13 protein-coding genes are annotated in these 14,396 nt (G+C 46.7%); 5 read left to right on the forward strand and 8 right to left on the reverse strand.

Going from position 1 to position 14,396, the window contains the following annotated elements:
- Positions 1-57 precede the first annotated feature (57 nt).
- The 8 genes from C170_RS09500 to C170_RS09535 all read right to left on the reverse strand — a co-directional run bounded on the left by C170_RS09500 (position 58) and on the right by C170_RS09535 (position 7,630).
- Positions 58-1,062, reverse strand: a complete 1,005-nt coding sequence (locus tag C170_RS09500; protein ID WP_036608793.1) for an ABC transporter substrate-binding protein — start codon at positions 1,060-1,062, stop codon at positions 58-60.
- Positions 1,063-1,240: 178 nt separating this feature from the next.
- Positions 1,241-1,615, reverse strand: a complete 375-nt coding sequence (locus C170_RS30020) for a hypothetical protein (RefSeq protein WP_051447099.1) — start codon at positions 1,613-1,615, stop codon at positions 1,241-1,243.
- 397 nt (positions 1,616-2,012) lie between these two features.
- Positions 2,013-2,591 carry a histidine phosphatase family protein gene (locus tag C170_RS09510; RefSeq protein WP_327196632.1) on the reverse strand — a complete coding sequence of 193 codons (579 nt, stop codon included), beginning with the start codon at positions 2,589-2,591 and terminating at the stop codon, positions 2,013-2,015.
- A complete protein-coding gene (locus C170_RS09515) occupies positions 2,588-4,810 on the reverse strand; it encodes a class I SAM-dependent methyltransferase (protein ID WP_036608795.1) in 2,223 nt (740 codons plus the stop codon). Before C170_RS09515 ends, C170_RS09510 begins: the two co-directional genes overlap by 4 nt.
- Positions 4,811-4,835: 25 nt before the next feature.
- Positions 4,836-5,672 carry an aminoglycoside phosphotransferase family protein gene (locus C170_RS09520; RefSeq protein ID WP_036608800.1) on the reverse strand — a complete coding sequence of 279 codons (837 nt, stop codon included), beginning with the start codon at positions 5,670-5,672 and terminating at the stop codon, positions 4,836-4,838.
- A 13-nt stretch (positions 5,673-5,685) separates the two neighbouring features.
- Entirely contained in the window at positions 5,686-6,276 is a 591-nt protein-coding gene (locus tag C170_RS09525; RefSeq protein ID WP_036608802.1) for a GNAT family N-acetyltransferase, read from the reverse strand.
- 8 nt (positions 6,277-6,284) lie between these two features.
- Positions 6,285-6,731, reverse strand: a complete 447-nt coding sequence (locus tag C170_RS09530; RefSeq protein ID WP_036608804.1) for a RidA family protein — start codon at positions 6,729-6,731, stop codon at positions 6,285-6,287.
- On the reverse strand, positions 6,728-7,630 hold the full coding sequence (locus C170_RS09535; RefSeq protein WP_036608807.1) for an AraC family transcriptional regulator: 903 nt from the start codon (positions 7,628-7,630) through the stop codon (positions 6,728-6,730). Before C170_RS09535 ends, C170_RS09530 begins: the two co-directional genes overlap by 4 nt.
- A gap of 127 nt (positions 7,631-7,757) precedes the next feature.
- Here C170_RS09535 and C170_RS09540 point away from each other — a divergent pair, with 127 nt between their 5' ends.
- The 5 genes from C170_RS09540 (at position 7,758) to C170_RS09560 (ending at position 14,391) form a co-directional block, all read left to right on the forward strand.
- Complete coding sequence (locus C170_RS09540) at positions 7,758-9,047, forward strand: Gfo/Idh/MocA family oxidoreductase (RefSeq protein WP_036608810.1); 1,290 nt, start codon at positions 7,758-7,760, stop codon at positions 9,045-9,047.
- A gap of 119 nt (positions 9,048-9,166) precedes the next feature.
- Positions 9,167-10,984 carry a sensor histidine kinase gene (locus tag C170_RS09545; RefSeq protein WP_036608813.1) on the forward strand — a complete coding sequence of 606 codons (1,818 nt, stop codon included), beginning with the start codon at positions 9,167-9,169 and terminating at the stop codon, positions 10,982-10,984.
- A complete protein-coding gene (locus C170_RS09550; RefSeq protein WP_036608818.1) occupies positions 10,959-12,515 on the forward strand; it encodes a response regulator in 1,557 nt (518 codons plus the stop codon). Before C170_RS09545 ends, C170_RS09550 begins: the two co-directional genes overlap by 26 nt.
- Positions 12,516-12,631: 116 nt before the next feature.
- Positions 12,632-13,546, forward strand: coding sequence for a carbohydrate ABC transporter permease (locus tag C170_RS09555; RefSeq protein ID WP_036608820.1), 915 nt, complete (start codon positions 12,632-12,634; stop codon positions 13,544-13,546).
- Positions 13,546-14,391 (forward strand): carbohydrate ABC transporter permease, encoded by an 846-nt coding sequence (locus tag C170_RS09560; RefSeq protein ID WP_175623674.1) that lies wholly within the window; start codon positions 13,546-13,548, stop codon positions 14,389-14,391. Before C170_RS09555 ends, C170_RS09560 begins: the two co-directional genes overlap by 1 nt.
- Positions 14,392-14,396 lie beyond the last annotated feature (5 nt).

Below are 14,396 nucleotides of genomic sequence, written 5' to 3' on the forward strand. Positions count from 1 at the left end.
GAAAAAAGAAAGCTCTTCAACCCTGGCTGAAGAACTTTCTTTAAGTAATCGATTCAATTATGGAGTCAATTTTTCCAAGAGATCATCAATTTTCATGGAATTTGCTGTAATCGCACCTGATTGCCAATGTGATCTTTCCATAATATATACCTGATTGTTCTTAACGGCCGGAAGAGATTTCCACAATTTGCTGTCAAGTACCTTCAAGGCTTCCTTGTTCTCAGGAGAAGACCATTCACCATTGGAAGGGAACACAATAAGATGATCTGCATCAAGTTGCGGCACGGCCTCTTCAGACAGAATTTCCTGGTATTCTTCCATCTTGTTAACCAGAGGATGAGGTGTTAGGCCAAGCTCCGAATAAATAAATCCGGTGAACCGATTTTTCACACCGAACAGTGCCAGTGTATCATCGTTAACATTCAGTCGGACAACTGCGACAGTCTCGTCTCCAACCGCTTCCTGCAACTTCGCCTTAGCATCTGCAATCTTGGCCTTAAATGCCGCAGCAACTTCTTCACCCTTGTCCGGTTTCCCTACAACATCGGCAATGGTTTTCAAAATTTGATTCGAATCCTGCAGTACGCTCTCAGGCAGACGATATGTCGGTGCCACCTTGGAGTACATCTCATATTTCTCCATATCTACCCCACCATCTACAATGATGAGATCCGGATCATATTCCAACAAAGCTTCAATACTCCCCGTAGTATCAAATTGAGGAACATCCAGTCCTAAATAATCCTGTACACCCCACATCGGGTTATACCACTGCACTACAGGTGTAATATCAAGCGCCTTCAAATAATCTTCCACATATATTCCAGCAATCCGCTGTGGTTGAACCGGAATCGTCACATCTCCAAATTCATCCTGTACAACTCGTGTCGCAGGCTCTGTCTCGGTTCCAGAAGTATTTTCTCCAGAAGCCGCACTTTCAGTTGCAGTTGCAGGAGTCTGTTCCGCATTCGTAGCGGTATTTGTACTACATCCTGAAATAACCAGACCCATGAGCAGTAATGTAATCGTCCACCCTTTGAAACCTTTAACTAAACCTACCATGTTACCCTTCACCCCTATGTGATCTGTTGATGTAACCGTGAGAATATCTCACATATAATGATTATCATTCTCATCGATTGCTTAGGTGAATTGTACCTTATGCCTCAGCCGACCCACAATGTACATTTGATGTTGTTTTTTTATACAAACGAAAACAACCCTGTTGGTCCTCCCCCGCTTATCGCAGGGGCAACCTGCCTTGACGATAACTTTTCAACAACTGATCCACAAAGAAATCGTTCGCCGTACCCTGTAACAATGCAGCACCAATTAAACCCATATCATCACTCACATACCCCGCTAACTCAGGTTCGCCGGTGAGAGCCAAGGTCTGTTTGAACGCCTGTTCCCTACATGCGCGCAGCACCTCTTCTTCAGCCACCACTTTATCTTGAGCCCATCGTACAAAAGCTTGCATCCACTCGTCAGCAAATGCAGAAGCATCCCTTTCATCCAAGTAAATTTCCACATCCAATCCTTCGAATGTCTGCTGGGTCAGAATCCGTCCCTCGTTAAGATCCAACAGTAGCTTCTCCACATCCGTTTTGCTCATTGATCTCTCCTCCAGTTCCTCGTCAAGTCAGATACATCTCTGGTATAACAAAACGTTTCATCATCTGCTTTGGATCGGCTGTAAAATGATCCAATTGAAGTTCCTCATATTCGCTAAGGATACTTTCAAAGATACCAGCGATCACACCACAATCTGCCAAAGCATTGTGCCTGTGAATTCCATCTGTATTCAGATCGTAATACCGAATCAGAAAATCCGTAGAGACGGATTAATGCCTGTACCTTCGAGATCAAATATGCAGTACATTCTATCCTGTAATGAAGATATGCTTAGATTTTCAATAAAGTATGTATCAGGCAACAGCGTAATTTTCATCCGTCCAACTCACTCCTCTCCACTCTCATTCTGGCAAATGCATTTCTCATATATAACTCTGTCACTCCCACAATCGGGTGACCTGGAGCAACTTGCGAGTTTCATCAAACTGCAACTTATAGATGTCCGGCATCGTAGTCTTCTCCCAGAAATCATAACCGTAGGAAGAATCATAGTGTTGTAAAATAAGCGTCATTACATCTCCATGTGTTCCGATGACTACCTTGTGACCCACATGTTTATCCAAAATTCTCTCGATCACTGCTACTGCCCTTGAGTGAGCCTGTTCACCAGACTCTCCTCCAGGATACGCATACGTAGGATCACGGTACAATCGTTGCTTGGCTTCACGAAAATTATGATGCTTCACATCTGAACTCGACAACTGGCGTTCACGCAAATCTTCCTCTGTAACCACAATTCCACCTGACTGATCTGCCAGAATCTGAATCGTATCCACCGCGCGCCTGTAAGGGCTAGAATAGAACAGTTGAATCTGCTCCCCATGGAGCAGACTGGCAACCGTTCCCGCATCTTGATGACCTTGCTCTGTCAGTCCACGCTCGCGTTCCTGTCCTTCAACATATCGAGACTCCGCATGTCTGACAAAATACAAAAACGTATTGGCCTCATTCATCATCCATCCGCCAACCCTTTTTTCTTCTCAATGACAATCAGGCAGGTACTGTCTGGCAATGGCGCAGGCTCACCATTTTCCTTCATGAAGATCATTCGTTCTCCAAGTGCTTCCGTGTACCCCTCCTGAAGGAAATGTTCGAAAGTCATAATCTCGGCTTGCTCACCTAGCGCTTCTCGAATACAGTTCTCATAGGCTGTCGGCGTGAATATACCGAACTGTTCCTGAATTTCATGCACGTATGCCTCTTCACCCCACGTATAGGTATAGAGAAATTCCATCGCATCGTTAATCGGCATCTCTACTTCGTTGTCTGAGATCCGCTCATATTGAATTGCACGTCCCTGAAAATCCTCTGCATACCGCTCCAGCCAGCGCATCCCATCCGCTTCCAGGAAACGAATACGGCGCTTCTGTGCCTCCGGTTCACTCATGATGCCATCCCGAATCAGAATTCTTCCTCCAGGTGACAGCACACGGAATGAACTTCTCAGCGCTGCTACAACCGTTTCAGAATTAAATCTTTGACCATCCAGTTCAATATATGAGTATAATTCATGCAGAATGGATGAAAAAATAACCGTATCCACTGTGCCCGGCTGCACATATTGCTCCAGTTGCAGAGCATCGCCCTTCATCACTTGCCAACGATGTCCCTCACGCTGTTTTTTGCGCTCCAGCGCTTCAATGACATTGGCTGAGATATCGATACCTATCGGCTCCACTTCAGGTTTTTCCTGCTCAATCAGATCCAGCAGAATTCCTCCACCTGGACCGATATCCAGTACCCGTTTACCAACGATATAGTTGAGCAGTACTTTTTTGTAATCACCGGAGCTGTTCATATCCGACAAATAAGTCTCTTCGTTGTGGAATCTGTCATAGGCATCCCGGCGCAATCCGAACAGGTCAAATAACAGCAGTACAGCCTTCTCGTATAAGGGCGACTTTTCCGCTTCAATACAGAATGCAATCAGCTTCTCCGCCGCTGGAGAAAATTCAAAGGTCACAAACAGTGTATCCGGCAGATCCGCATGACGTTCAATGCGATGGGTTAGATGGGGATAGACGATCTGCTCTCCAGCCGTAATCTGTTCCCATGCATACTGTTCCAAATATTTTTCAATCATTCGTTTCTTGTAAATATTGAGCTTCTTCACACCCTTGTAGTCGTAATACATCGTATTCATCAATGGTTCGAAGCTGATATGGCGAACGATTTCAGATCGACTCTCCATGGATGTTGGATTCATACTTTCGCTGCGAAGCGTCAACAGGAACACTTTTACCATCTCCTGCAACGAAAAATCCTGCATGGCCGACTCCACATACCATAATGTGCGATGAGCCAGCGGAGCCAGCGCCTGTTCTACATCCAGTTCCGTTTGTAGCTTGGCGTAAGCCGTATCCATAGCTTCTCCCTGCCGAATGGATGAACTTCTTAAGCGGGATAACCGTTCCTTCACGCTCCAGTCCTCATGATCCGGTCCAACGATAATCCAGCCTACAATGCGCTGCACCTCAGCCTGAACCTGATTCCATAACGCTGGATCAACACCTGCAATAATGCACTCATTTAATGCCATCAGTATGGTGTGCAATTCATCTGTAGTAAGCCATCCTTTGACGATGAAGGCGTGGAGCGAAGCATTCTCGGCAAATGGAATCTCGCCCCGTATGTATTGACCAATAAGTCCATGCGTAGCAATCAGAGTACGAATAATCTCATGCCTTGGTGTGTGTGAAGTCAGTGCAGCATGCTCGCTTATATCCGCATTGTTACTTAGAGCACCACTCGGAGAACCAAGTTGATATATACTCGTCTCCTTGGTCTTATCGATGTCATTATCCAGGTGCTCTGCCACTGCGTATAAGTCATATAATTGAGCGGACCCCACATTGTGTACAAACAAGTTAACGCCCTGCTTTTGCCATACTCGCCGTTGCTCCAGTGATCCGGCCTTCGCCGTCTCTGACCAGATTAATACGTCTTCCAGAATTTCTCGCACCCAAAAAGAAACCTGAAGCTCCTCCAGTACGTGAAGTGTACGCTCGGTGTAGTCCAGTACCGGATTTGTTCCCTCAAGTTCGGCAATGGAATGAATGCGTTCGAGGTTAATATGGGGTTTCTCCGCTGCTGCCAGCAGTTGCAGCCATAGCTGCTGGGCTTCCGGCGTATTACCTGACTTGTGTGATTGTATGGCCTTTAATGAATGCAGCATGAATATGTCCCCTCTTTCTCTACCCTTATATAAAAAAATCATTAGATTCGTCCAACCGACGAATTCGTTCCTGAACAAACTTGAGCAGCTGTTCCACCTCTTGAGCGGGCAAATCCTCGTCAAGACGCGCGGCAGCAACTGGCAGCATCCAGGACTCTATTGCTTCACGTGTAATCCCGGAAAGTTGCATATAATGATGGATGTAAAATTCGACCAGCGATTCACGAGCCGTTTCAAACCCCATTCGTATAGCAGGATCTGTATCTTCCGGCAATGTGGCACTCATTAATATTACCCAGCTTCGAGCCACATCACCCGCAGGATCACCCGACATACCAGTCATCCAATCAATGACCCAGTATTGATCGCCAGCCTCACTGAGCATAACATTATCAGGGTGAAAATCGCCATGACAGATCTGTTGTTGATCAGGCAATGTTGTTAAGTAAGAAAGGACTCGCGCTTGATCGTCCTCCGACAATAATCGAACATTGCGAATCGCTCCCGATAAAATCTGCTTCTGTAAGGGGAGTGTTCCTTCATCATCTCGCTCGCAATGAAGTCTGTAATGGCAGTCAGCCATTTTAAACGCCAGCTGCTCTAGTAACTCCGGTTGCTGAATGATAAGTGATAACAGGGTAATCCCCTGGATTCGCTCAAAAACGATGCCTGCTCGCGATGTAGTATGTTCTATTAAGGATACTGCCTGTGGGACGGGGAGTCCTTTTTTGAATGCCAACTCACTTATTCTAAATTCATTCTGGACGGCTTCGTGAGGAAAATCCATTCGATATAACTTCATAATGTGCTCGTTCGAATACGCATAGATTTCCGCAGTTCTTCCTTGACCGATTCGCTCCATATCTACCCTCCCTTTACTCGAACTCACTGCCTCTGATTTTGGAGAAAACCATACAATCGACCAGCGTACCTGTGCTGTCACGTCTCATCTTGCGCAGTACACCTTCCAGTGTATAACCCGCTCGTTCGGCTACTTTGGCACTTCGCACATTGCGGGCGTCACAACGGATCTCCAGCCGATTCGCCCCCAGATGAGTAATGGCAAATTGCTCAATGCCTTTCACCGCTTCTGTCATCAAACCCTCACCAGTTCGCGATGTTCGAATCCAGTAACCGATCTCAAAACAGCGTGCATTCCAGTCAATACGATGTAACCCGCTGCTGCCTACGAATTCATCCGTATGTCTATCACGCAAATGTAACATCATGTCGGTACGTTCCAGATATTGCAACCTTGCTTTGCGAACAGTCACTTCAGACTCTTCCAATGAAGGGATTTTCTCGGCAAAAGGTAACCACAACCGCAGCTGCTCCGCACTCTCACGGACGGCTTCATTAACGGCTGCGCCATCCCCCCACTGTGGTGCTCGAATCGAGAGGCGTTCCGTATGGAAGCTCTCGGGTATCGTTAACATAATCGGATTAAATGAAGATGAACCAATCATATATACATCTACTCCTCCACCTGAAATATGGAATCAATGATCAGCGGTAAATTATCCCTTACGGACACTGCACCGAGTACTGAACGAGCGTGTACCCCCTGATCCCCAAATACCTCCATCATCAGATCCGAGAATCCATTTAGCACTTTATGATGCTCCTGATACGAAGCGGACGCATTAATGAATCCCTGCACTTTAACCACTCTCTTGACCCGATCCAGTGAACCCAACACATCTCGAACGACAGCAAGCACCTCCAGTCCAGCATTCCGGGCAAAATCATACCCCTGCTCTGTTGTGAAGTCTGATCCCAGTTTGCCGCGTTCGGAGGTATCCGGTCCTTTCCCGGATACATACATAATTCCATTCACAATAACGGCATTGGCGTATTTCGCTGCGGGGGCACTGGCCTGTGGCAAAATGATCCCCAGTTCATTTAATCTCGCTTCAATCATCGTATATTCTCTCCCTCTTTTAGGGTCCTCACGGAACCCGATTCCTTGTATTCCTGTCTATAAACTCTGGGTGATACCTGAACGGTACGTTTGAACATCTTGCCAAAATGAGAGAAGTTACTGAATCCCGCAAGCCAGGCGATATCCGTAATGGATTCTTCACTTTCTCGCAGCAAACGCTGTGCTTCCTTCACCCGTAACAGATTCAGATAATCACTGAAGGTAAATCCCGTCGTTTGTTTGAACAATCGACTCAGATAATGCGGACTAATGCGAAACATGCCCGCCACCTCCGGTAATGTCAGTGGTTTCTGATAGTTCTCATTCAGGTAACGTACAACTGCCTGTGTCTTGGGATGAAGAACCGGCTCACGATCATCGGAGCTTAACCTGCCCAAGTGTTGATTACGATAGGCATGGAGCAACAATTCAACAGCCCGGTGACGGAGCAGCAGGTCGCTTCCGGGTTGAGGACGAAGCATTTCATCCACCATTTCGCTAACCATCCGTTCTAGAACCTCAGTGACTTGAGATGGAAACCTTACAATAGGAATCTCCCAACAGAAGGGTTCCTTCAAGCCTTCAACTAACTCGGGGGAAATAGCTATGGCTGCAAAAAGCTCAGGCTTCAAATACAGCACCATCCGTTCATGGTCAGGCATGCCACTCTCCAATGTTTTATGAACCGTATTGCGGTCAACAAACACCAGATCACCAGCCTTTACCCGATAGGTCCGGTCCTTAATGAAATAGATGCGCTCACCAGACAACAGGTAATACAACTCATAATGATCATGCAGGTGGTCATCCGTCATCGAGAAATATCCAATGCGACGATCATATTCGATGTGCAACAAATCCGTCGGATCATGAAAATCTGCACGAAAAGGTTCTGTCATGTCGCCCTCTCTCCTTTCCATAAATTATAGCAAAATATGCGGCATTTGAAAGCGGTTACGCATAAAATGCGGCGAAAGAAGTACTCCCTTGTTATAGTCTAGAGCTATATTCAAGGAGGCGATAGACATGAGTAACAAGAAACGTTATGTATTAGTCGGAACCGGCGGCCGCGCCGAATTTTTTTATGGTGCTTTGACCCGGGATTATAGAGATACATCCGAGCTTGTCGGCTTTTGTGATATAAATCAAGTCCGCATGAACTACGCGAATCAACTATTGAAGGAAAAGTACGAGTATCCTGAGGTACCCACTTATCCTGCAGATCAGTTTGATCAGATGATTGAGAACGAGAAACCTGACTATGTCATCGTAACGAGTGTTGACCGCACCCATCACAAGTACATCATTCGTGCGATGGAACTGGGTTGTGACGTTGTCACCGAAAAACCGATGACCATCGATGAGGAGAAATGTCAGGAGATTCTGGATGCTGTCAAGCGGACTGGCCAGAACGTAAGAGTCACCTTTAACTACCGTTATGCACCGCACCATACTAAGATTCGAGAACTTATTCTGAATGATACCATCGGGAAAGTCACTTCCGTTCACTTTGAATGGCTGCTGAATACCCGCCACGGGGCAGATTATTTCCGCCGTTGGCATCGGGACAAGCGTAATAGCGGCGGATTACTCGTGCACAAATCCACCCATCACTTCGATTTGGTGAATTTCTGGATTGGCTCGCAACCGGATACCGTGTTTGCATTTGGTGATCTGATGTATTACGGCAGAGAAAACGCAGAAGAACGCGGTGTAACGCAATTCTACAACCGGGCAACCGGCAACCCGATCGCAAAGGATGATCCTTTTGCACTGCATTTGGATTCAGACGCACATATGAAGTCCATGTATCTGGATGCCGAATCGGAAGATGGTTACCAGCGCGATCAGAGTGTATTTGGGGATGGCATCAACATTGAGGATACAATGGGTGTTCTTGTGAAGTATCGGAACAAAGCCATTCTGACCTACTCCCTCGTCGCCTACCAGCCATGGGAAGGTTACCGCATTGCCATTAATGGCACCAAAGGCCGGATTGAGATGAACATTGTGGAGCAATCCTATGTCAACTCATTGGGTGACAAGAGTAAAGAAGGTGCATTGATCGGTAAAACGTTGCGGGTTCTTCCAATGTTTGATGCGCCATATGAGGTTGAAGTGGAAGAAAAAGCAGGTGGACATGGCGGAGGTGACCCGGTTCTGCTGAATGATCTGTTTGGAGAGCCTGTTGAAGATCCGTATCATCGCGCTGCTAACCACGTGGACGGTGCCAGATCCATTCTGACGGGTATTGCTGCCAATCGCGCCATCGCGACGGGTTTGCCTGTCAATGTCAATAATCTGGTTCGTTTCTAAGTCTCCCAGGTCTGCACTACATTATTAATTTCATTTAAAGGCTGCGCATATCACGCAGTCTTTTTTATATTTTTATAATTAATCTGCACGCAAGTTGACTCGGTAGAAGGAGGAAATCCATGTTCTTCTCTTTAAAAAACCGCCTGATTGCCTTTATCGTTGTCCTGTTTGTCCTCGCTTTTGGCACACTCTCTTACCTACTTTTCAAGGAATCACGCACGGTCATTCGCTCTTACATCGAATCCTCTGCTCTTGAGAAAATGGAGGAATATGGTTCATACGTAGACATGGTGCAGATGCAAATCTATGATGTCGCCTCTCTTGTTTTCAATAGTGATATGGGCAAGAACTGGGATAATGCGATCGGAGATCCGAGCCTGCCGGAAGGAGAGAAGATGCTGGCGAACCTCGCTATGAGCCGTTTCCTCACTCAGGCAACTAACAGCTACACTAGTATCTCGGATGTATCCATCTATCGACGGAATGGACTGCGAATTGGCAGTGAGAATCAAGTAGCGTATGATCCTGCCTTTCAACAAGAATCCTGGTATACGAATTTCTACACGTTGGGGGAACGCTGGTTACCTGCACACACCGACCAACATGAACGTGTCAGAGATCATGGTCATCCGGTGGTCAGTCTGCTGATGCCCATTGGCACCTTTCATCATGCTACAGCGCAGAATGTCATGAAGGTGAATGTCAGTGAATCCTATTTTCTGGAGCCGCTCCGGCGCATACATCTTGCGGAGAATAGCACGATTTTTCTGCTGGGCGAGCAAGGAAATCCTATTCTCTCACAGCAGGTAAACACGTTGGGTGCTGTAGCTACCGCAGAGATCAATCGTATTCGAAACAGCCCGCTCAGATCCGGGGTGGCATACCTCACAAACCATGAAGGACAGCGAGACATCCTTGTATACAAGAAACTGGGACGTACCGGCTGGATGTTGGCGGGTCTGGCACCGGAAAAGGAAATGTACCTCTCTCTCCATAAGCTCCAAAGCACGATTGTGGTGGTGACGATTGCCCTGATTCTAGTCTCCCTCTTGGCTGCTGCATGGTTATCCCACGGTGTAACCAAACCTTTGACCAGATTGGTACTGGCGATGAGACAGGTTCAACGAGGTGCTTTCGACCAAGCGGATTCACTGCTGCCTCCAGATAAAAATGTAAAGAGCGAGATCAGTTATGTGATCTTCACCTTCCGTTATATGATCAGTCAGTTGCGCCAGCATATCCAGAATGAATTCGAGCTGAAGCTACTCCGCCAGCAAGCAGAGTATAAGGCACTTCTCATACAGATTAATCCTCATTTTATGTTTAATACCCTGGAGCTGGTGAGCAGCCTTGCCATTCAGCGTAGAACGGATGATACGGTTCAGGTCATTGAGGATTTGGGTAAAATGATGCGCTTTTCCATAAACACTAATGACGACCGTGTTCCCCTGACCGAAGAGCTAGATTATGTACAACGTTATATCTCCATTTTGCAAACCCGTTTCGGTCGTAAACTCGACATTTCGATAACGAAGGAAGGCACATTGAACGCCTTGGTCATCATCAAGTTCATTCTTCAGCCGCTTATTGAAAATGCAGTGAAATACAGTTTTCAACATCAGACGACAGCCCAGGTCCAGATACGGATCAACCGGATGCATGATCGTCTGCATATCAGTGTTTCAGATAATGGACCAGGTATTCCAGCAGAAATCATCCACAAGTTGCAACATCCCGTAGTTCCCCCCTCGTTGGAATCCATATTGCATAACGAAGGCTGGCATATTGGACTAGGCAATGTCATTGCTCGTTGCCGTCTGCATTATGGTGCCTTGTTCACTGTTCATATGGAGAACGATGAAAGCGGAGGCGCATGTATTGAACTGACTCTACCCGTACAGGAGGAATATGATGTACAACGTATTAATCGCAGATGACGAGATCGAAGTTCGCGAAGGATTAAAATTGAAAGTCGATTGGCACGGCATGGGCTTTGTTATAACAGGGGAAGCATCTAACGGGATTGAAGCTGACGAACTTTTGAAATCTGAACATTTCGACCTGCTGATTACCGATATGAACATGCCTGTCATGGACGGTGTCCGATTACTGGATGTCTGCCGCAGTTATAATCCTTCTATCCAGATTGTCATAATCACGGGTTATGAAGATTTTCAATATGCCAGAGCGGGTGTCCGCAGCCAGGTCATGGATTATTTACTGAAGCCTGTAACCCGGGATGAACTGAAAGCGACATTATGCAAAATTAAAGCGGATCTGGATGATCAACGTAAAGTACGAGGCGATTCCGAATTACTGCAATGGCGACTCTCTCAGTATTACCGGGAAATGAAAGAACGTTTCCTTCTTGATCTCGTCAGAGGTAATCGTCTTCCCCCTTCCTCACTGCCAGAACGACTCCGATTGTTCCATCTCGAATCATGGCAGGATCAGAAGGTCTGTTTCATCACCGCGAGTATAAGTCAATCGGACAAGCAGAATATTCGAAAAGATCGCTCACACGAGCAGATGCATCTTCCTTTCGAGCTGGTTTGTTATGAAATCGCCCAGTCTGATTCAGACAATGTCCAGGTTTTTCATGATTCGGCATACGCAGGCATCATGCATTTCATGGTACAGGACGGTATGCAGCACGAATTCATCCAACAGCTCACGGGACATACGGCATCTGTTTTTTCCATGAAACTTAAGATTGGGGTGGGACTTTCTGGTTCTGGACTTGAGCATTGGAAAGAAGGTTACATCCATTCCCTTCTGGCTTGGAATTCAGCTGAACGGGCTGGCGGCGATCCAAACCCAATGGCAGGAACAGATTATAGTCCATTACTGCCTGAGGAGACTACCCGAGCGTTGCATCGTTTCCTCATTCGAGGGGAACTGGACTCCTTCCGTAGCATCATCCACAAGGAACTTCACGAGGCATTCCAGCTCTCTCCCTCCCGAATGTCTCGAAGCATTTTTCAAATTTCACTGTTGATGGGTTGTCCTATGGCCCCGGAATGGATACTGTGGCTCAAGACGCCAGATCAAGCAGAACGCTTATTAATGCAATGGGCTCAAGACTTCCTGGATCAAAAGCTACCCTCGGAAGATGGGGATGGGACGATTATAGAGTTAGCCAAGCGATATATCGAGGAGAACTACATGCAGGAGCTAACGTTGACGTTGCTCGCTGAACGATTCAACTATTATCCTACCTATTTCTCCGAACTGTTTAAGGAAGGTGCAGGTACCTCTTTTATTCAATATGTGACGGGCGTTCGGATGAAACACGCCTTGCAACTGCTGAAGGAAACCCAATTAACCGTATGGGATATTACAGAACTGACCGGCTTCAGTTCACCAAGTTATTTCAGCTCGAAATTCAAAAGAATGTTCAACATGAGTCCATCAGATTATCGCTTGCTGCATTCCGAAAAAATCGATAGCCATGATCCGAAGAAATGAGATTCAAGCTTCTCCCCTTCCCCGGTATGATGTGGTTACCAAGAGAACGCCGCATGTTGTAAGCGGATTCATAATTGGTGACCATTATTCTTACCCATTCAGAAGGGAGGCATATGATGAAAAAACAGACCAAGCCCTTATACGGTCAGCAAAATACCACAGCCTACTTGTTTCTTCTGCCCTGGCTGATCGGACTCTTCTGTCTGACACTGGGACCGATGGTTGCGTCCCTATACTTATCCATGACCAAATTCAATCTGCTGTCATCACCGACTTGGACTGGACTTAGCAACTATGTTCACATTTTTACCGAGGACGATACCTTTCGCAGGTCCCTCGGGCTGACGTTTTATTATGTCTTTCTATCCGTTCCACTAAGGCTCGCCTTCGCCCTACTGGTGGCGATGGCGCTGAATAAGGGAATTCGAGCCCTTGGCATCTACCGGACCGTATATTACATCCCTTCCCTCTTGGGCGGCAGCGTAGCGATCGCAATCGTCTGGCGTCAACTTTTTGAGGGAAATGGACTGGTTAATCAGTTTTTGAGCTGGTTTGGTATTTCGGGACCATCCTGGATTGCGCATCCAGATTATGTGGTCTACACCATCATCACGCTATCCGTGTGGCAATTCGGGTCTGCCATGGTCATCTTTCTTGCTGGTCTAAAACAGATCCCGGCAGAATTATATGAAGCTTCCGATGTCGATGGGGCGGGAAAGATACGTCAATTTTTCGGAATTACACTGCCCATGCTCTCCCCCGTAATCTTTTTTAACCTGATCATGAGCATGATCAATTCATTCCAGGCGTTTACACCAGCTTATGTGATCGGGGATGGCCGCGGGGGGCCACTCGACGCAACGATGTTCTATACGTTGTATCTGTATCTGAAAGGTTTCTCGTTCTTTGATATGGGTTATGCTTCGGCTTTGGCTTGGATCATGTTGGTCATTATCGGAGTATTTACCGCAATCGTCTTTGTCACATCCCGATTTTGGGTGTTCTACGGGGATAATCAGGAGGGGAGGTAATGCATGTGCCAATCAAACGACAACTGCTTCAGGCCGGGAGGCATGCTGCCATTATACTCCTCGGTCTGCTGATGTTATATCCTGTACTATGGTTGATTCTCAGTTCGTTTAAACCGAACCATCTCATTTTCACCAGCGGCAGTCTTTTCCCAACCAGCTTCACGCTGGAGCACTATATTAATGGCTGGAAAGGTCTGCAGGGGATCTCCTTCGGCCGTTTCTTCAGCAACTCCGTGCTGATCTCGGTCATGAGTGTGCTGGGCAATGTGATCTCCTGTTCCCTTGCAGCCTTCGCCTTCTCCAGATTGAAGTTTAGATTCAAAGGCCTGTGGTTCAGCATGATGTTGGTCACAATTATGTTGCCTTACCATGTTACTCTGGTGCCCCAGTATATTCTCTATAATGAGCTTCAATGGATTAATACGTATTTCCCGCTGATTCTGCCCAAATGGCTCGCGCAGGATTCCTTCTTCATCTTGCTTATGGTTCAATTTATACGCGGTATACCGCGAGAGCTGGACGAGAGTGCGACCATTGATGGTTGCGGGCAATCACAGATATTTTTCCGAATCGTAGTGCCACTGCTCGTTCCAGCACTGATTACAACAGCGATCTTCACCTTCCTGTGGAGCTGGGATGATTTTTTCAGCCAGATGATCTATCTGAGCAAAATTGATCTGTTTACCGTGCAGCTGGGCATTCGGTCTCTCTTCGATCCATCAGGACAATCCGATTGGGGCGCTTTGCTCGCCATGTCCACCTTGTCACTGCTTCCCGTGACCATCATCTTTTTACTGTTTCAACGATATTTCCTTGAGGGCATTGCGACGACAGGTCTGAAGTAACAACA

Source organism: Paenibacillus sp. FSL H7-689 (assembly GCF_000517905.1).
Lineage (GTDB): Bacteria > Bacillota > Bacilli > Paenibacillales > Paenibacillaceae > Paenibacillus > Paenibacillus amylolyticus.